Origin of the sequence: Novosphingobium sp., assembly GCF_049240505.1 — a bacterium.
Lineage (GTDB): Bacteria > Pseudomonadota > Alphaproteobacteria > Sphingomonadales > Sphingomonadaceae > Novosphingobium.
In genome coordinates this window covers 1-19,319 of record NZ_JBMLSM010000158.1, presented here as the reverse complement: position 1 = coordinate 19,319, position 19,319 = coordinate 1, and the positions used below count along the sequence as shown (strand labels likewise).

Annotated in this window: 17 protein-coding genes; 14 read left to right on the top strand and 3 right to left on the bottom strand. The window is 62.8% G+C overall.

All coding sequences use genetic code 11. The features are described 5' to 3' along the window. Positions 1-83 precede the first annotated feature (83 nt). The 3 genes from ACOVQ0_RS12920 to ACOVQ0_RS12910 all read left to right on the top strand — a co-directional run bounded on the left by ACOVQ0_RS12920 (position 84) and on the right by ACOVQ0_RS12910 (position 3,195). Positions 84-977: a LysR substrate-binding domain-containing protein gene (locus tag ACOVQ0_RS12920; RefSeq protein ID WP_421885070.1), complete on the top strand. Its 894-nt coding sequence runs from the start codon at positions 84-86 to the stop codon at positions 975-977. Between the two features lie 93 nt (positions 978-1,070). After that, positions 1,071-2,216: an acyl-CoA dehydrogenase family protein gene (locus tag ACOVQ0_RS12915; RefSeq protein ID WP_421885068.1), complete on the top strand. Its 1,146-nt coding sequence runs from the start codon at positions 1,071-1,073 to the stop codon at positions 2,214-2,216. Positions 2,217-2,235: 19 nt separating this feature from the next. After that, entirely contained in the window at positions 2,236-3,195 is a 960-nt protein-coding gene (locus ACOVQ0_RS12910; protein ID WP_421885066.1) for an acyl-CoA dehydrogenase family protein, read from the top strand. A 4-nt stretch (positions 3,196-3,199) separates the two neighbouring features. Here ACOVQ0_RS12910 and ACOVQ0_RS12905 read toward each other — a convergent pair whose 3' ends face one another. Continuing rightward, entirely contained in the window at positions 3,200-6,313 is a 3,114-nt protein-coding gene (locus ACOVQ0_RS12905; protein ID WP_421885064.1) for a family 78 glycoside hydrolase catalytic domain, read from the bottom strand. A 150-nt stretch (positions 6,314-6,463) separates the two neighbouring features. On the opposite strand from ACOVQ0_RS12905, the gene ACOVQ0_RS12900 reads away from it, so the two are divergent. Next, entirely contained in the window at positions 6,464-7,216 is a 753-nt protein-coding gene (locus tag ACOVQ0_RS12900) for a TetR/AcrR family transcriptional regulator (protein WP_421885062.1), read from the top strand. Between the two features lie 73 nt (positions 7,217-7,289). Then, the gene (locus ACOVQ0_RS12895) at positions 7,290-7,616 is read left to right on the top strand and encodes a hypothetical protein (protein ID WP_421885061.1); all 327 of its coding nucleotides are present in this window, start codon (positions 7,290-7,292) and stop codon (positions 7,614-7,616) included. Positions 7,617-7,700: 84 nt separating this feature from the next. Here the strand turns inward: ACOVQ0_RS12895 and ACOVQ0_RS12890 are convergent, their stop codons facing one another. Beyond that, a complete protein-coding gene (locus ACOVQ0_RS12890; RefSeq protein ID WP_421885060.1) occupies positions 7,701-8,783 on the bottom strand; it encodes a hypothetical protein in 1,083 nt (360 codons plus the stop codon). Positions 8,784-8,904: 121 nt separating this feature from the next. Between ACOVQ0_RS12890 and ACOVQ0_RS12885 the strand changes: the two genes are divergently transcribed. From ACOVQ0_RS12885 to ACOVQ0_RS12855, 7 genes are all read left to right on the top strand, one after another. Then, the gene (locus ACOVQ0_RS12885; protein WP_421885058.1) at positions 8,905-9,558 is read left to right on the top strand and encodes a TetR/AcrR family transcriptional regulator; all 654 of its coding nucleotides are present in this window, start codon (positions 8,905-8,907) and stop codon (positions 9,556-9,558) included. A gap of 166 nt (positions 9,559-9,724) precedes the next feature. Continuing rightward, positions 9,725-11,410 carry an FAD-dependent oxidoreductase gene (locus ACOVQ0_RS12880; RefSeq protein WP_421885056.1) on the top strand — a complete coding sequence of 562 codons (1,686 nt, stop codon included), beginning with the start codon at positions 9,725-9,727 and terminating at the stop codon, positions 11,408-11,410. A gap of 421 nt (positions 11,411-11,831) precedes the next feature. After that, positions 11,832-12,911: a Rieske 2Fe-2S domain-containing protein gene (locus tag ACOVQ0_RS12875; RefSeq protein ID WP_421885054.1), complete on the top strand. Its 1,080-nt coding sequence runs from the start codon at positions 11,832-11,834 to the stop codon at positions 12,909-12,911. Positions 12,912-12,968: 57 nt separating this feature from the next. After that, positions 12,969-13,439, top strand: a complete 471-nt coding sequence (locus ACOVQ0_RS12870; protein ID WP_421885052.1) for a nuclear transport factor 2 family protein — start codon at positions 12,969-12,971, stop codon at positions 13,437-13,439. Positions 13,440-13,477: 38 nt separating this feature from the next. Then, the gene (locus tag ACOVQ0_RS12865; RefSeq protein WP_421885050.1) at positions 13,478-14,257 is read left to right on the top strand and encodes an SDR family NAD(P)-dependent oxidoreductase; all 780 of its coding nucleotides are present in this window, start codon (positions 13,478-13,480) and stop codon (positions 14,255-14,257) included. Between the two features lie 24 nt (positions 14,258-14,281). Then, positions 14,282-14,854, top strand: a complete 573-nt coding sequence (locus ACOVQ0_RS12860; protein ID WP_421885048.1) for a carboxymuconolactone decarboxylase family protein — start codon at positions 14,282-14,284, stop codon at positions 14,852-14,854. Positions 14,855-14,869: 15 nt separating this feature from the next. After that, on the top strand, positions 14,870-15,547 hold the full coding sequence (locus ACOVQ0_RS12855; RefSeq protein WP_421885046.1) for an SDR family NAD(P)-dependent oxidoreductase: 678 nt from the start codon (positions 14,870-14,872) through the stop codon (positions 15,545-15,547). Between the two features lie 41 nt (positions 15,548-15,588). Here the strand turns inward: ACOVQ0_RS12855 and ACOVQ0_RS12850 are convergent, their stop codons facing one another. Next, positions 15,589-16,074, bottom strand: a complete 486-nt coding sequence (locus ACOVQ0_RS12850; RefSeq protein WP_421885044.1) for a nuclear transport factor 2 family protein — start codon at positions 16,072-16,074, stop codon at positions 15,589-15,591. A gap of 119 nt (positions 16,075-16,193) precedes the next feature. Between ACOVQ0_RS12850 and ACOVQ0_RS12845 the strand changes: the two genes are divergently transcribed. Next, positions 16,194-17,312, top strand: a complete 1,119-nt coding sequence (locus ACOVQ0_RS12845; protein WP_421885042.1) for a helix-turn-helix transcriptional regulator — start codon at positions 16,194-16,196, stop codon at positions 17,310-17,312. A gap of 149 nt (positions 17,313-17,461) precedes the next feature. Beyond that, the gene (locus ACOVQ0_RS12840; RefSeq protein WP_421885040.1) at positions 17,462-19,177 is read left to right on the top strand and encodes a class I adenylate-forming enzyme family protein; all 1,716 of its coding nucleotides are present in this window, start codon (positions 17,462-17,464) and stop codon (positions 19,175-19,177) included. Positions 19,178-19,319: the final 142 nt, after the last annotated feature.

Sequence of the window (19,319 nt, the reverse complement as noted above, 5' to 3'; positions counted from 1 at the left end):
GTTCTCTTGTGCAAAAATGGCTAGGGCAGGCGGCTTCGACAGGCTAATATTGATTTTTCCAGTTTCGATAGTGAACATATATCATGGACTTGCGCCAACTCCGCTATTTCACCGCGCTTGCAGAGACGCTGAACTTCCATCGCGCGGCAGAACGTCTGCATATTTCCCAGCCTCCGCTCACGGTCGCCATTCGCAAGCTGGAAGAAGACCTTGGCGTTGCCCTGTTTGACCGCGATCCGCGCGGCGTGCGGCTGACTGCTGCCGGGCAGGCCGCGCTTGGCCCGGCGCGCATCGCGCTGGCCGCGGCCGAACAGGTGCGTGAAGCTGTGCGGCAGGGGGCTGCGGGCCTGCGCGGGCGCCTGTCGGTCGGCTTTATCGGCTCGGCCATCGGCGATCTGCTGCCGCGCATTGTCTCCCCGTTCCGGCAGGCCTACCCGGAAGTTGAACTGGCGCTGGAAGAGATGAACAGTGTCGAAATCGTCCGCGCCATTGCCGCGCGCCGCCTTGATATCGGGCTTGTCCGCCTGCCTGTGATGGATTCAACACCCGTCACCATCGATGTGATCGAACGCGATGCGCTGGTGGCGGTCCTGCCGCTCGACGATGTGCTGTCCCGCCGGAAAATCATGCCACTCAGCGCGCTCGCCGATCGTGCGTTCATCATCTACAGCCCGGTCAGCGTGCTGCATGCGACCATCCGCCTTGCCTGCCATCGCGCAGGCTTCACGCCACAGGTGGCACAGGAAGCGGTGCAGGTTCAGACCATTCTCAGCCTTGTCGAAGCAGGCCTCGGCGTCGCCCTGATCCCGGCCCGCAGCGCCCGCTTTGCAGGGGCAGGCGTGCGCATTGTGGCGCTGGACGATCCGATCCCGATTGCAATGGGCATTGCCCGCGCCGTCGATCCATCACCGCTCGCGCAAAACTTCGTGGCTACTGCGCTGCAAAGCCTTTCCGATAGCCAATCACTATCGAAATGACACAATTAAATATTTGAATCACCAAGGCCACAAGCGCATCGATCGGGCGGAAAGGCGGGCACACCTGCCACCGGGATGAGGAGCCTGTCCCCCGTGTTCGATACCCTTACGCTTGCCACCCTTCCGGTTGAGGACGAAGCGCTGCGCCCCGCCGTGCGCGCCTTTATGGAACGCCACACCGGAACGCTTCCAATCGATCGCCGCGCGCGATCATGGCAAGGCTTCAGCGCCGATTTCAGCCGCGCATTGGGTGAAGCAGGGTTCCTTGGGCTGACCCTGCCCAGGGCCTATGGCGGCCAGGAGAAAGGCCCCTTCGCGCGATTTGTTGTGGTGGAAGAACTGCTGAGCGCTGGCGCCCCTGTCGCCGCGCACTGGATTGCCGACCGTCAAAGCGCCCCACTGCTTCTGAACTTCGGCACCGAGGCCCAGCGCCACAAGCACATTCCCGCAATCTGTCAGGGCGAACAACTGTTCTGCATCGGCATGAGCGAACCCGGCTCCGGCTCCGACCTTGCCAGCGTGCGCACGCGCGCCGATCGCACCGATAAGGGCTGGGTGGTCAATGGTCAGAAGATCTGGACCACCAACGCCATGCACTCTGACTACATGATCGCGCTGGTTCGCACGTCGGGCACATCGGCAGACCGGCAGGCAGGCCTGTCGCAGATCATCATCGATCTGAAGGCCCCCGGCGTCACCGTGCGTCCCATCGTCGATCTGACTGGCGATGCCCACTTTGCCGAAGTCTTCTTCGAAAACGTGGAACTGGGTGACGACGCGCTGATCGGGCAGGAGGGGGAGGGCTGGAAACAGGTCGTGGCCGAACTCGCCTTCGAACGATCAGGGCCGGAACGCATTTATTCCAGCGTGGTGCTGCTGGATGCGTGGATCAGGCACATGCAGGCCGCCGGGCGCAACGATGCGGCCGCGCTGGCCGGTCGTCTCACGGCGGAACTTGCCACCTTGCGCGCCATGTCCATTGCCTGCACCGCGCGGCTTGTGGCGGGTGAAAGCCCGGTGGTGGAAGCCAGCATCGTCAAGGATCGCGGGACCGGGTTCGAACAGGAACTGCCCGCCGTCATTGCCGACGATCTGGCCGCCCACCCGGATGAGCCGGTGAGCGAAGAGCTGTACCGCACGCTGATGTATGTCACGCACATCGCTCCCAGCTTCAGCCTGCGCGGTGGAACGCGCGAGATTCTGCGCGGCATTATCGCGCGCGGCATGGGCCTGCGGTGAAGGAACCGGAAACGTGGAAATGAACGAACTTCTCGAACCTTTCGCCCGTATGCTCGAAGCCGCCTGTCCCCCTGCGGTGGTCCGTACCATCGAAACGGGCCAATCCGCCGCGCCGCTCTGGCAGGAAATCGCCCAATCCGGTTTTCTCGATGCGCTCGTGGCCGAAGACCACGGCGGAGCAGGGCTCTCGCTTGCCGATATAGAACCTTTGGCCGCCGCGCTTGGTGCCCACGCCGTGCCGCTGCCCGTGGCCGAAACAATGGTCGCCCGCGCACTGCTGGCACAGGCTGGCATGACTGCGCCCGATGGCCCGATCGTGCTGGTCACATCGCTGGCGCAACCCGTGCCTTGCGGTCTGGTGGCCGAACATGCGCTGGTCGATACGGGCGAGGCGCTGGTGCTGTGTGGCATTGCCGATCTGTCGCCTGTGCCAACCGGCGTCACCCACTCGCTTGCCGCGCGCCTTTCCGGCACGCCGCAGGGCGCCGCTATGCCACGCCCGACCGCTGGCCTGCGCGCCATCGCCGCCGTGCTTCGCGCCTGCCTTATCGCCGGAGCCGCCGCGCGTCTGTGCGATCTGACCACGGCCTACGCTTCTGATCGTGTCCAGTTCGGCAAGCCCATCGGTCGTCAGCAATCGCTTCAGCAGATGCTGGCCATCATGGCCGAAGACATGATCGCCTGCCGCATCGCCGCGCAGCTTGGCGCAGCCCAGGGGATTGACGTGCCGATGGCTGTCGCCGCCACGGCCAAGATCACCACATCTTCCGCCGTGCCGCGCATCGCTGCCACCGCTCATGCCGTGCATGGTGCCATCGGCATCAGCGAGGAATACGATCTGCAACTGCTTACCCGCCGCCTGCACGAATGGCGCATGGCCGATGGCTCGGAAGGCTATTGGACGCAGGCTCTGGGCACGGCACGCCTTGCCGATGCAGCGACAAGCGTTGATTGGGTAAGGCAATTGGTCTTCGCCTGAAACGTCACAGCTTCCCCGAAAAGCGGTTCGGCCCCGCCACTGCGCGCGCCTTGCGCCCGCCCGGCAGCACAACTTCGCCGTCCACGCCGCCCGGCAGGTCCACGTCGAGCCGGAACTGTCCATCCTTCGCCGTCCACGCAGTGCGGATCGTGCCGCGCACGCTCTGATAGGTGGCACCGCCCCTGCCCAGCGCGGGCGACATGATCGGCGCAATGCGCACCGTGCCAAAGCCCGGCGTCACAGGTGCGATGCCGCCCACGCGCCGGAACAGGAAATCGCCAATCGCGCCAAAGGCATAGTGGTTATGGCTATTCATCCCGACATCGCCCTGATCGCTGTTCCACCGCTCCCACATCGTCGTCGCGCCCTTTTCCACCATATAGCCCCATGACGGGAAGGTGCGCTGGGTCAGCAGCGTGATCGCCATATCTTCCTGCCCGGCCATCACCAGCGCATCAAGGATATGCGGCGTGCCAAGGAACCCGGTGGACAGGTGATTGCCCCGCCGCGCAATGTCGGCTGCCAGCGCCACGCCCGCTGCGCGCATCGCGTCGGGTGAAAGCAGGCCAAAGCGGATCGCCACGACCATGCCGGTCTGGCTGCCATTGCCGATCTTGCCATCTGCCCCCACGAACGCCGCGTTGAAGGCCGCGCGGATGGTATCGAACAAGGCGTGATAGCGCGTCACCGCTGCTGTATCGCCAATAGCTTCGGCCATTTGCGCCATCATCGTGGCATCATTGGCCCAATAGGCGGTGGAAAGCAGATCCTTCGGCGTGGTGGGCGCGCCGGGATTGGCGGTTGGCGCATCGACCGAAAGCCAGTCTCCATAATCCGCGCCGCGCTGCTTGCGCCAGACATGATCGGGGTTCGCCGCCGCAATCCATGCCATATAGGCTTCCATTGCCGCCCAGTTGGCGCGGATAACACCGGTATCGCCATTCTGCATCCACGACGTATGCGGCAGGATCACCCCCGCATCGGCCCAGCCGGGCGATGACAGCTTCATCGTCGGCACGAAGGGCGGAATGCAATCGGGGAACGCCCCCTTGGCGCTTTGCGAAAGGCGCGCATCTTCCATCACCCGCGCGGTAAAGGCGGCCACATCCATGTTCCACGCCGCTGCAGGCCAGAACACCGCCGCATCGCCCATCCAGCCCAGCCGCTCATCGCGCTGCGGGCAATCGGTCGGCAGGCCATAGAAGTTCGACTTCTGGCTCCACACCGAATTGCGCCAGAACTTTTCGATCACCGGATCACCGCAGGAAAGTTCCGCCGTCAGCGGCAAGTCCTGATAGGCCACCAGCCCTTCAAGGCTCCACGCCGCCGCATCGTCAGGCACGCCGGTAATCTCGGCATAGCGATAGCCGTGATAGGTAAAGCGCGGCTCATAAACCTCGCGCCCACGCCCTGCGGCGATATAGATGTCGCGCGCCTTGGCCGTGCGCAGATTGGCCTGATCTACCGACCCATCGGCCTTCAGCATTTCGGCAAAGCGCATTTCGATCCGCGTGCCCGCAGGCGCGCTTACCGTCAGGCGGGGGAATCCGGCAAAGTTCTGTCCGAAATCCAGCACATAGCGCCCTGCGCCCAATCGCTTTACGCTTGACGCCTTGCGCGTTTCCAGAACCCTGATCGGCGGGCAGCGTTGCGGATCGACCGGAATGGCCGGAGCCGCCACGACGCTTGCCGCGCGCCAGCCTTCATCCGGCCCACCGACACTGGCCCACCCGGCCTGTTCGGCGCGGGCATCATGCACCTCGCCATCGTAAAGCGAATGTTCCAGCACTTCGGCATCGGCAATCTGCCAGTCCCCGCCGCTGCCGATTACGCTGCGCGATCCATCATCGTGTTCGATCTCAAGCTGGCACAACATCCGGCAGGGCGCAGGCCCAAAGGCAAAGCGCGCCGATGTGCTGAACCGCGATCCGTACCAGCCATCGCCTACCACCATGCCCAGCACGTTTGCGCCGGGCTTGACCAGCGCGGTCACATCATAGGTCTGGTACAGCACGCGCTTGGACGGATCGGTGAACTCCGGCGCCAGCTTGCGGTCGGCAATCGCGGCACCGTTGATCCACGGCTGATAGATGCCCAGCGCTGTGGCATGAAGCCGCGCGGCGCGGATCGGGCGATCGATGGTAAAAGCGTGGCGCAACCGGCTGGCGGGCGTCAGGGGCCAGGGTTCGCCAATCGGCAATGCCCCCTTGGCCGGAACCGCAGCGGCCCAGCCGGAATCGTCAAATTGCGGCGCGTGCCAACCCTCCGGCGCGTCGAGCAAGGTCTTCCAGCCGGGGCTGGCAGAGGTCATGCGCCCGGCAAGTCCCGCGCCATGCCGCAACAGCGCCGCCAACACGCAAGGCGGCACGCCAAAGCTGCCCTGACGGCGGCCTTCGATGGCAATGACATTGCTCCCCCGCTTCAGCGTGACCGGCCAGATCGCCATTTCAAACTGGCGGGCAGGGCCATCGCGCGGTTCAGGTGCGGGTTCACCATTGATCCACACGCCGGTCAGTTCATGCAGCGTGGCACAGAACTCCGCCGCCCCGCCGGGATGATCGAACGTCCAGCGCAAAGCACAGCGCTGCCCCACCTTCTGCCGTTCCGGGCTGGATATCCAGTGCAGTCCGGCCTCACGGTCAGCCTGCGCCACCTGTGTTTCGCTGGCGATCCATTCGCCCTGCCAGTCTTTTGGCGAAAGGCCCGTTTCCCACATCGCAGGCGCACTGCGCATCGGCTGGCGGCTGCCCCTGGTCCATACTTCCACCTGCCACCACACGCGGCTGCGCGATGGCAATTGCGGCCCCGCATAGGCAATATCCACGCCTGCAGCGCTTTCCACCCGGCCGCTGTCCCACACCAGATCACGGCCACGGGCAAGGTCCACCTCGGTGCGTGCCACGCTTACCCGATAGGCCATCTGGCGGATGCGCCCCGCATCGCCGTTCAATTTCCACGCAAAGCGCGGTTCCAGATCGCCCATAGCCAGCGGATTTTCCAATCCGCACACGCGCAAGCTCTCGATCTGCGTCGATGCAGCAAGCGCCCGCAACGGAACGGCAGCAGCACCCGTACCGGCAATCCCGATGGCAATTGCCTCGCGCCTGTTGACCTTCATTCCGTTCCTCGATCCTGTCCCGTGGCAGCGGTGTTTCGGCCACCCGCATTGCAGGCAAGATTTGTCGCAGCACTGCGGCCAGAGTCAAGTAATAGATCACATGAGTTCGATTAATGCAGTCAGCCAGACCTGCGCGCTTGCGCCGCAGCGATGGCTATGGAACAAGCTCTGCCCATGAATGTGCCCACCAGAAATGCCCGGAAACCCTCGTCAAAGGCAGCATCTTCTACTGCCAGGTCCCACCAGCCGATGCGTGGACGGCCCACTGCAGAACAAGTTTCCTCGATCGACCGATCGATCGTGGATGCAGCACGCACGATGTTTCTCACTGATGGTTTTGATGCCGTGGGAATGAAACAGGTGGCTGAAAAAGCGCGTGTTTCCAAAGGCACGCTCTATGCGCGCTATGCTTCAAAAGAAGCTCTGTTCAAGGCGGTCATCGAACGTTCGGTCGCAGACTGGTCTGCCGAAGCCGCCTCGCGCGACCCCATGCTGAAGGACAATATCGAACAGCGCCTGCGCCACCACGCCACCACCATCGCCACCTGGCTCGCCCGGCCAGACGTGCTGGCCGTGCAGCGTCTCGTGCTGTCTGTCCGCGAACGCTTTCCCGCGCTGGCTGATGTGATGCGGGTGCGCGGGTATGACTACATCGTTGATCTGATCACCTGCGATATCCGCGAAGCAGCGGCGCGCGACGGCAGAAACCTGCGCGATCCCGCCGCCGTGGCCCGGCTTCTGGTGGCCGGGATTACCGGTGCCCACATTCAGGAACGTGGCGGTGTGACCAATGCGGAAGGGGGCGACACTGAAGGGGGAGGCACTGGGGGGGGATCAGGGGAACTCGATGCCTTCGCCCAGCGCGTGGTCGATGTGATCGTCTGGGGCTGGGGCGCGTGGTAGGCTTGATATTCGAACACAAGTGTGCATTTAATATGTCAGCGACAAGACTCGCGATGTTCCCTGTCCCGAGAGGATGACTATGATCAGGATTGCCATTATCGCCACTCTCGCAGCGGCGGCTCTCCCGGCTGCTGCGATGGCTGCCGAACCGGCCAAGCCCGCAACGCAGGCTCCCGCTGAAAAGCCCAAGTACAACACCGGCGAAACCGACATCGGCACGCTGCTCGATGATCCCGCCGCCAAGGCCATCGTCGAAAAGCACATTCCGGGCTTCACGACCAACGAACAGGTCGAAATGGCCCGCTCGATGACGCTCAAGGCCGTGCAGGCCTATGCGGCTGAAGACGTAACCGACGAGCGCTTGGCCAAGATCGATGCGGATCTCGCCACGCTGAAGTAAGCGCGCGCCGCCTGCGCCGCGCAAGATAAAGGGCCGCAACCAACCGGGTTGCGGCCCTTATTTTGTTATCGCTGTATTATCCGCTCAAGCCGCCATGCCGAACGGCGCGTCCACCGGGGCTTCTGCCGGGTATTCCGCCGGTCCGCCGAAGTCGTAGGCAGAATTGAGCGCGCGGATGAACATGGGGTCGTTCAGCGGATCGCTGGGCGTTTCGATCTGGATGCCGCGCGACCGCACATCTGCAATCAGCATGTCGATGGCCTGTTCGTGGGTCAGGTTGTCACTCCCGTCCATGTTCTTCTTCAACTCGTCAAAGTCGCTGAACACTTCGGCTGACCAGTGGACGAGGAAGCGCAGGTCATCGGTGTGATAGCGTTCGATCACGCTGTCTCCGGTCTTCACCAGCCAGCCATCGCGATCGTCGGGATCGCCGGAAAACAGGCTGTCGAACGCCAGTCCATCAGGGCGGCGACGGTCATGCGCGCCATTGGCTTCACCGCGATGGACCAGCATTTCGTTCTGCACCACCACCGCGCGGTTATAGATCGGCGATTGCACGCGCGCGGGCTTGGCCAGCGGGCCTTGGGGCCAATAGGTGAAGCCGCTTTCGGGGTCGTGGCTGAACCAGGTGATTACCTGCGCCATCTTGATCAGGTAGTCCTTGAACAGGCCCGAACGGCCCATGATCGAACACAGCCAGGTCGGCGAATTTTCATAGCGCACGCCCCGGAAGCTGGGCGTATCCAGGTGCCCCGGATCGGTGTTGGCGCATGGCCCGTTCACGTTGAACAGCATCATCTGCGGCTTGGCATATTGCGCGCCCCAGTATGATTTGGCGTGATTGAGGAACGCCTCGTTATAGAAGACATCGTGCAGTTCGGGGTAAAGCGGCGTCGAATAGTTCGCGAAAAAGCCCCGGAACGTCGGCGTCAGAAACATGTCCAACGTGGGCGTGAAACCTTCGGGAAAGCCCCCCGCGAATGTCGCCAGCAGCGATTCCGGGGTGGGGAAGTGCTGCGCCAGAATCAGCTTCCACGGCCCTTTGGCGTGCACCACGTCCAGCATCAGCCGCTTCTGCTCTTCGGTGAACGGATTGCTGATTTCGCGCGGGGGCGAAACCGGCTTCAGGATATCGGAAAGGTATTGCCTGCGGGATTCTTCAAGCATCGCTGTCTCCTCTGGCCATCGTGCAGACGCGATTCACGCCTCACTGGCTTCCTGAGAAAAGTTATAGATCGATAACTTTTTACGCAAGTGAAATTCCGCTTACTTGCGCTATGGAACTGCCATGACCGCCAGCACGATGAATCCCGGCACCCTGAACCCAATCGCGATGAACAAGGGCCAGCGCACCGCAAACCGCATCCTCGATGTGGCCGAGGCACTGTTTGCACAGCACGGTTATGGTGCCACGTCGCTGCGCGATATCGCCGCGCAGGCAGGCCTCCAGCAGCCGGGCCTCTACAAGCACTTCACCGGCAAGGACGATCTCTACCGGCAGGTCTATGAACGCGCGCTCAAACCGATGACCGATCTGATGGACGCCATTCTGGCAGGCCCGGAAGACCGTTTCGACGAACTGACCGACCGCATGACCGATCTGCTGGCCCAGCATCCCAACATCGCCAGACTGCTGGTGCGCGCCGCCATTTCATCCGAGGCCGAGCCTGATCTTGTCGCGCTCGATTGGCTTGGGCGCCTCGTCGGCTATGGCCGGAAGCTCAACGACAAGGCGGGCGTGCCATCGGCCAATGACGTTCTGGCCGTGCAGATCGTGGCGATTTTCAACATGCTGTTCGGCTTCTTCTGGGCGTCCCCGCTGATCGAAAGCCTGTCGGGCAAACCGGCGACCGGCACGCCGATGATGGATATGCAAAAAGCCCTGCTGCGCACATTCATTGCCGGAATCAGCCCGTCCACCGCCGAAACCGCTGGCAAATGATCCAAAATTCCATCTTTTCGTAATTTATAACTTAAATATCTACGCATGGTGTTGACTCTTGCCCCTGAGTGGCGGCAACTGCGTTGAACGATGGGATAAGGCGCCGCCAAACAGGTGCCACCCAGCATAACTCTGGGCAGAACTACCGGGCAGGATGACCAAGGCGATGAGCTGGAACACGGAAGTCGATATCGTCGTCGTCGGGTCGGGCGCGGGCGGACTGCTGTCCGCACTTGTCGCGGCAAAGAACCATGCCGATGTTCTGGTTGTCGAAAAGGACAAGCTGTGGGGCGGCACCAGCGCCACATCGGGCGGCGGTATCTGGATTCCCGGCAGCGATCAGGCCAGGGCCGCCGGGTTTGAAGACAATCTCGATGATGCCTTCACCTATGTCCGCGCGCTTTCGGCAGACAATGTGCCGGACGAAAACATCCGCGCCTATGTGGATAACGCCGCGATCATGCTGCGCTGGGTCACCGCCAATACGCCGGTGGTCTACACGTCTCAGCCCTATCCCGATTACCACGCCGAAAATCCCGGCGGTTCGGTCACCGGTTATCGCACGCACTTGCCCGAAATGCTCGATGGCACGCTGCTGGGCGCGGATCTGAAAACCCAGCGCCTGCCATCGCCTGCCGCCAGCCTGTTCGGCTATCTCAACTGGACTTTCGCGGAAACCTACCAGTTGCTCTATCGCGGCAAGGGCTGGCTGATGGGGCTTGGGCGCAACATGGCCAAATACTGGCTCGATTGGCCGCTGCGTTTCACCTCCAAAAAGGACCGCCGCCTCACGCTCGGCAATGCGCTCACCGGGGGCTTGCGCGTTGCGCTGAACAAGGCAGGCGTGCCCGTCTGGCTGAAAACGCCGATGCGCGAAATCGTTACTGAAGGCGGCAAGGTTGTCGGCATCGTGGTGGAAAAGGACGGCAAGCCTTACCGTATCCGCACCCGCAAGGGCGTGGTTCTGGCCGCAGGCGGGTTCGACAAGAACCAGCAGATGCGTGAAGCCAACGCCCCGCTCTACAGCAAGGCGCACCTTTCGGGCGGCGTCACCAGCAACACCGGCGATTCCATCCGCGCAGGTCAGGCCATCGGCGCGGCCACGATGAACATGCAGTCGGCCTGGGCCGCACCGGTATTCTACGTTCCGGGCGAGGATCGCGGGCGGCTCTGCACCATCGAACGCGCTTTGCCGGGCTGCATCATGGTGAACCAGAAGGGCGAACGCTATCTCAACGAAGCCGCCTCCTATCACATCGTCGGCCAGCAGATGGCCCGGCGCGAACGCGAACACCGCGATGCTTCTCCAAGCTGGATGGTGTTCGATTACCGCTATCGCCACCAGTTCCCGATGGGACCGCTGCTGCCGCTGGTGCCCGACTGGCTGCAATCGGGTGCGATCAAGACGATCCTCAAGAAGGGCCGCACCATTGCCGAACTGGCGCAGGCAATGGGCGCAGATCCCGCCACGCTCGAAGCGCAGATCGCCCGCTTCAACGAACACGCCGCGAAGGGCGAAGACCCCGAATTTCATCGCGGCGAAGCGGCCTATGACAGGATGTATGGCGATTACCGCCACCAGCCCAACCCCTGCCTGCGCCCGCTGACCGAGGGGCCATTCTATGCCCTGCCGATCTACCCCGGCGATATCGGCACCAACGGTGGCCTGCGCACCAATGCCCGCGCGCAAGTGGTGGACGATATGGGCCAGCCCATCGCCGGCCTCTATGCGGTGGGTAACAACGCGGCTTCCGCGATGGGTGAAAGCTACCCCGGCGCGGGCGTAACCATCGGTCCGGCGATGACCTTCGGATACATCGCCGCGCGCGATCTGACCGGCGCGAATATCTAGGCCGTAAACTCATAAATGGCACCATCGAGGTTTGAGGCAAAACGGCCATGTGCAAGGAAGGAGGGCGCGGGAATATGTCGATATTTTAAGCCCGACTGACGCGGCAGATGGCCGTTTTGGTCAAATCCCGAAGGGACGTCAGAATGGCTTCCATCTCGAACCGAAACGCCCTTGCAGGGGCAACCAGCCCCTGCGGCGGACCTTTCGGCCCGATATATTCGCCATTCTGACGCCTCGATGGTGCCATTTATGAGTTTACGGCCTAATGCCCGCACTTGCCGGGCAGTGCCGTCCATGACATTATCGCACAGCATTATCGCGCGATAAAAAATTCGCAAATGACGCATAAATCGGGTATTGATCCATCATATGCGCTATAACGCCGATTCAAGACGGCGAAAAATCTACAGGAGTGATGCTGATGGCAACGACCAAGGATTACGGTCTGGGAGAATTTGATTTCCCGCGCGGCTGGTTCATGATCGGCCCGGCCACCGATGCCACCCGCACGCCCGCGCCGATCCGCTATTTCGGCAAGGATCTGGTGATCTATCGCGGGGAAAGCGGCACGCCCTATGTGGTCGATGCCTATTGCCCGCACATGGGCGCGCATCTGGCAAAGAACTCCACGTCCTACATCGTGCGCGATGGCGAACATGTCGAAGGGGAATCGATCCGCTGCCCGTTCCACGGCTGGCGCTTTGGCACCGATGGCGCGTGCAACCATATCCCCTATTCGGATTTCATCCCCAAGGCGGCAAAGCTGCAGACCTATCCGGTGATCGAACGCGCCGGGATCATCTGGATGTGGCACGATCCTGAAGGGCTGGAACCCGATGTCGAACTGCCCAATTTCGGCGGCCACTATGGCGAACCGGGCTGGGTGGAATGGAAGATCGACTATATGGGCGATCTGAACAGCCACGGCATCGAAATTGTTGATAACATGGCCGATTTCGGCCACTTCATCCCCATCCACGGGGCCACCGACTGGCAGTATTTCGCCAACGAATTCATCGGCGGACACCTCCATCAGTATTACAGCGCAGGCCACCGCACGCTCACCGCCAACCCGGAAGATGCGCTGGTGCTGGATACCTGGTACGAAGGCCCCGGTTTCCTGCAATCGGAAATGGCGGGCACGTTCGACAGCTTCATCATGATTTCGAACACGCCCATCGAAGATGGCGTCACCCGTTCGTGGCACGCGCTGATGGTCAAGGTACACGATGGCAGCCGCGAAACCACCGATGCCGACCGTGAAATGGCGTTGGCCTATCAGGAAGGCAGCCGCCTAGCCTTTGCGCAGGACGTTGAAATCTGGGCGAACAAGCGCGCCTGCATCAACCCGCTCGCCATTCCCAAGGACGGCCCCTACGCCAAGGTCCGCCTGTGGTATCGGCAGTTCTTCAACCCGCGTGACAAGGCGCCCGAAATTCAGGGCCGCGTCAACGGGTTGCACGTCACGCTCGACAAGCGGCCCGGCCAGAAAGTCGCCTGACGAGGACGTAGCAGGGAACGGTGCGGACACAGCATCGGCCCTGAGGGGAGAGGTGCAATGCTAAGCCTTCAGGAAATATCTGACCGGCTGGAGATTCGGGATCTCTTTGCCCGCTACAGTTTCGCCATCGATGAGCGGGACTGGGACGCGCTGGACCGCATCTTCACGCCGGATGCACAGATCGATTACAGCGAAACCGGCGGGGCCAAGGGCACCTATCCGCAGATCAAGGCATGGCTTCCGGTCGCGCTCGAACGCTTCCCCACATTTCAGCACATGGTCGCCACGACCAGGCTGGATATTGCCGAAGACGAAGCGCGCAGTCGCACGATCCTGTTCAATCCGATGACGCACCGCTCTGCCGATGGCGCTGAACAGGTGTTCTTCATCGGCCTGTGGTATCGCGATCGCCTTGTCCGCACCGCCGATGGCTGGCGCATCGCCGAACGCTACGAAGAAATGGGCTGGACGCACAACGTGCCGGACATGGCACCCGTACCTGAAATCGAAGCACCTGAAATCGCCTGATATTTTTACAAAAACCAATACGAGGAACGGGAGAACACATGGGCAAGCTCGCAGGCAAGGTCGCCATCATTACCGGCGGCGCGCGGGGCATGGGCGCGGCCACATCGCGGCTTTTCGTGGCCGAAGGGGCCAAGGTTGCCATCGCCGACGTGCTTGAAGAAGATGGCGCAGCGCTTGCCGACGAACTTGGCGAAGCGGCGCGCTTCTACAAGCTGGACGTGACGAGCGAGGACGATTGGGCGCGCGTGGTGGCAGCGGCCGAGGCCGATCTCGGCCCGGTCAGCGTGCTGGTCAACAACGCTGGCATCCTGATGTTCAAGAGCCTTCTGGAAACCACCAAGGCCGATTACGAGCGCGTGCTGGGCGTCAATCTCGTTGGTGAGTTCCTCGGTATCAAGGCGGTTGCGCCGGGCATGATCGCGCGCGGTAAAGGCTCGATCGTCAATGTCTCGTCGGTCGATGGCATGAAGGGCGCGAACAGCCTTGTTGCCTATGCCTCGTCCAAATGGGGCGTGCGCGGGTTGACCAAGGTTGCCGCGATGGAACTGGGGCACAAGGGCATTCGCGTCAATTCGGTCCACCCCGGCGGTGTCGATACGGTGATGTCCAACCACTCCGGCGCGCCGCGTGCAGAGATCGACAAGAGCTATGGCAATGTGCCCATGCAGCGCATTGGCGGGCCGGAAGAAGTGGCCGCCGCCAGCGCATTCCTTGCCAGCGATGAAGCATCTTACTGCCACGGCACCGAAATCGTCGTCGATGGCGGGATGACCGTAGGCACATATTACATGGGCTTCCCCGGCTCACCGGGAATGTAACGCCCATCGAAAGGAGCGAACGACATGCCGCGCATTGCTGTTCCGCAGGGTGATCAGGCCGATCCTTTCGGCTTCGCCGCCCGCACCCACGCCGTGCCCATCGTGTCGGCCAGCAGCGCCTTTTCCGCTGCGGTCTATCGCGAAAGCGGACTATCGCTGCGCGAATTCGAAGGCGCGCGGATGCGGACCGCGCAGATCAACGGGTGCATGGTGTGCAAGGATTTCCGCGCAGACCGCGATGCGCCCGCCGTGTTCAGCGTGGCGGGCGATCCCAACCGGAAACTCGTGACCGATAATGGTCCGGCACCGGACGAAGCGTTCTATGCCGCGATTGAGGATTGGCGGGGTGCGGCGGTGTTTTCCGAACGCGAAAGCCTTGCCATCGAATTTGCCGAACGCTTCGGCACCGAACCGCAAGTCCTTGCTGCGGATGAAGATTTCTGGGCGCGGATGAATGCTGCGTTCAGCGATGGCGAGCTGGTGGACCTTGCCTATTGCACCGCTGCCTGGGTCGGCCTTGGCCGCGTTGCGCATGTGCTGGGATTCGATACAGTGTGCCTTGCCGGGGCGGCAGGCAGCGCGGCGCCACGCCATTAAAAAGGTTTTTAATCAATGCGTTCAGTGATTGTAACGGGTGGCTTTGGCGTTCTTGGCAGGGCTGTGGCGGAAGCGTTCCGGGACAGCGGGGACCGGGTGGCCCGCATCGATTTTGCGCCCTCAGCGCCCGATGCGAACCCCGACGGTCTTGATCTGGGCGGCGTGGACCTGACCGATGCGGCGCAGGCTGGCGCGGCGGTAGAGCGTGTGCGCGCCGAACTGGGCGGGATCGATGTGCTGGTGAACGTGGCAGGCGGCTTTGTGTGGGAAACGCTGGACGATGGCAGCCCCGCCACCTGGGCGCGAATGTTTGCCATGAATGCAACAACTTGCGTCACCATGACCAAGGCCGCACTGCCCACGTTGCGCAACACCCCCGGCGCGGCGATCATCAACATCGGTGCGGGATCGGCGTTGATGGCAGGCGCGGGGATGGGGGCCTATGCCGCTTCGAAGCAGGCGGTGCACAAGCTGACGGAAAGCCTTGCAGCGGAGCTGGCAGGCGCCGATTGCACCGTCAACGCGGTACTGCCGAGCGTGATCGACACGCCGACCAATCGTGCCGACATGCCCGATGCCGATTTTGCGCAATGGGTGCAGCCAGCATCACTGGCCAAGGTCATCCAGTTCCTTGCAAGTCCTTCTGCCAGAACGATTTCCGGGGCGCTGATTCCGGTTTCGCGGGGCGGTTGAGGCGCAATTCCTGAAGTGCACCTAGATGCACCTAGGCGCACCTAAACGCCGCTGACGGGCGCTGACAGCAACAGACGCGCGGCCTCAGCGCCATCAAGCAAGGCATTGGCGCGATGCTGCACGCGCCAGTGCCCGTCATCCGCATCGCGCCGCAAAGTCCAACAATTCGCCGCCACGCGAAACGCGCTGAACGTGCCTTCGTGGTGCCGGAACACCACCGAGTGTCCAACAGCGGTTGCGCTGTCACCTTCGACCGTGATGGGCACCGGACCGAGCAGGTGCGCGCAGCCATCTGCCATCAGTTCGCGGTGATAGGGCGCATCGATCAGCGCCGCGATTTCTGCCCGTCCGCGCGCGGTCGCAAAGCCGACGACTTCGTAAGTGCCGTCTTCCGTCCATAGCGCTGCCAGCGCCTGCGCATCGCCGCGATCGGCGAGGGGGCCGTAGCGGGCGATCACATCGCGGATGGCCTCGCGGTCTTCCAGCGCCTGCAGGCGGGTGGCGAGAGCTTCGATAGTGTGCGGCATATTTTTGATCCCGATAGAACGAATTTCCACTACATAGGCATTTTCCAGTGCGCAAATGCGGATTTCAGGGGTGTTATTCCGCGCTGGATGACAGGCCAGGCTGCGCCTATGCTGCGCGCATGGCCGTTGCGGTTGACCTTCAGTTTTCGGATCTTCTCGCCCGTCTCTATGCCGGGATCGGGGAAGAGCAGCCGTGGCGCGGGTTCCTTGAGGCGCTGGCGGGGTGGATGGACGCAACATTCGCCACGCTGATCATCACCGCCCCCGGAAAGCGCCATCCCGCCACGTTCCTGACCCCCGGCGGCAGCGCCGACTTTGCCAGCAACTATGCCGAAAGCCTGTTTGCCGATGACCCGTTTCAGGGGTTAGCGGATGGAATCGTCACGTCCTATGCCGAATTCATGGCGGGGCTGCCGGACGATGCCTTTCCCGAATACCGCCGCACGATGGTGGAAAACGGGTTCGATCAGGTGCTGGGCATAGACTTGCATTTCGGCAATCCGCGCGGGCGCAAGGATGGCGGGCAATATGAAGCGCGGTTCCGTATCAGCCGCCACAATGCGCTGCCCGATTTCACCCGCGAAGATCGTGCGCGATTGCAGATGCTGTCGCAGCATTTGCGCATCGCGGTGGGGTTGTTCGAGAAATTGCAGTTTGCCGGCGCGCAGCACGGCGTTTTCCATGCGACGGCGCAGGGTTTGGGGCTGGCACTGATCGTGCTGGACCGCAGCCGCCGCATTGTGAGCACGAATGCGCTGGCCGACAGCATTCTGGCCGAGGATGAAGGGCTGATGCGGCGCAGCGCTGAACTGGTGCTGGCCGATCCGGCGCAGCAGCGCATCGTGGGCGAATTGCTGAGCGGGGAAGGGCGGGCAAGCGGCGCGAATCTGACGCGCTTTCGCATAGAGCGGCCCGGACAGGGCGACCTGGTGGTGACCGCGCGACCGCTGGACGTGAACGCGATTCACGCAGGCGCAGGCGCGCTGGCGCTGTTCCTTGCACGTCCGGGGCCGGAAAAAAGCACCGATCCGCAGGCCTTGCGCGATCTGCTGGGCCTGACCGTGGCCGAAGCGCGGCTGACCGCCGTTCTGGCGCAAGGGCACAGTCTGGTGGAGGCCGCGCGTCGCCTGGGTATCGCGCACAACACCGCGAAAGTGCAGTTGCGCGCGGTCTTTGCCAAGACCGGGGTGAACCGGCAGGCGCAACTGGTGGCGCTGCTGGCATCACTGGGAGGTTAAGGGCTGGGGGGATAGGGGCGCCAGTTTTGCGCGGGCGCTGTCCGAAGGAATCGTTGAAATGTGATATGCGCAATTAAATGCTTCTTGAAATACGCAAAGAACCAGATAGAAGGGGGGTCAGGCAAAGCGATAAAAGGTTTGGGAGTGCGATGTCCGACACGGTGCGCGAAGACCATCGCGGCGCAAGCGAGGCTGTTTTTCTGAACGACCCCGTTCTGGCGCGCGTTGCCGGGCCGGGATCGCCGTTCGAAATCGGGCTGCGCGACGGGATGCGCCAGTTCGTGGCCGCGCCAAGCGACCTGAACCTGCTGATCGAATCCGCGCGCCGCTTTGGCGACCGGACTTGCGTGGTGGATTTCAGCGACGACGGGGCAGAACGCCGCCTGAACTATGACCAATTGTTTGGCTGGCGCGATCAGCTTGTGCCGATACTGCGCATCGCGCGCGGGGACCGCGTGGCGATTGCCATGCGCAACAGCGCGGAATGGCTGGTAGCCTTTCTGGCGGTGATGAAGGCGGGCGGTGTTGCTGCGCTGGTCAACAGCCGGGGGTCCGGGCCGGAGCTTCTGGCCATGCTGGAAGATGTGGCCCCCGCTGTGGTGCTGGCCGATGGCGAGCGGGCCGAGGCCATGCGCGTTGCCGGTTACGCAGGCCGGGTGCTGGATCTGAAGAAGCCGCTGGATGCAGGCGAACTGGCGCAGCGGGCCGGGGACGCCGGGCAGGATAGCGGGGCCGCATCGCCCGATGATCCCTGCGCCATCCTGTTCACGTCTGGCACCACGGGGCGCGTGAAGGGCGCGGTCCTTTCACACCGCAATGTCATCACCGGGCTGATGAGCACGCAGATGTCGGGCATGGTGGTGCTGACCAACATGGCGCAGCAGATGGGCACGAGTGCCGAAGCGCTGATTGCGCAGATGCCGCAGCAGGCATCGCTGCTGGTCTATCCGCTGTTCCACGTTTCGGGCCTTGGCGCGGGGTTCCTTTCGCCCTTTGTAAGTGGCGGCAAGGTGGTGATCATGCGCCGCTGGGATGCCGAAGAAGCCGCGCGGCTGATTGCGGCGGAACAGATCAGCATGTTCAGCGCGGTGCCGACGATGCTGTGGGACATTCTGCACCGCGCGCGGACCGATGGGGCAAGCCTTGTTTCCCTGCGCAATATCGGCAGTGGCGGTCAGGCCCTGCCGGTGAACCTTGTCGAGGAAGTCCATGCGCTGTGTCCGCACGCGCAGATCGGCACGGGTTACGGCATGACCGAATGTTCGGGCGCGATTGCGCAGGCCGTGGGGCCGGACTTCATGCGCCGTCCCGCTGCGGCAGGGCGCGTGCTGCCGATGGTTGACGTGCGCATCGAGGGACCGGACGGGCAGATCCTGCACGCCGGTGATGCGGGCGAGATCGTGGTGCGCGGCGCGCAGGTGATGCGGGGCTACTGGAACCGGCCGGACGAGACGGCGGCAGTGCTGACCGCCGATGGCTGGCTGCGCACCGGCGACGTGGGGTTCGTGGATGAAGACGGCTATATCTTCATCGTCGACCGCAAGAAGGACATGGTGATTTCCGGCGGTGAGAACATCTATTGCGCCGAAGTGGAACGGGTGCTGGGCGAACTGCCGGGGCTGACCGAATGCGCCGCCTTCGGCCTGCCGGACGAACGATTGGGTGAAAAGCTGGTGGCGGCGGTTGTGGCCGCGCCGGGCACCGATGAGGCATCCGTCATCGAATGGGTGGCAGGCAGGCTTGCCCGCTACAAGGCGCCCGTGCGCGTCGCTTTCAGTGAGACAACGCTGCCGCGCAACGGGCTGGGCAAGGTCGACAAGATCGCCCTGCGCAAGTTGTGGCCGCAGCTTTCGGGAGAGAATTGATGGGAATGCCCAAGGATATCGGGATCATCGACTGTATGCTCGGCCTGCCCGATGCGGAGGACCGGGCCGAATGGTTCGCGCCGTTCCGTCCGCTGATCAAGGACAAGCAGACGCTGGGCCAGTTTGCCATGCCCGCGCAATA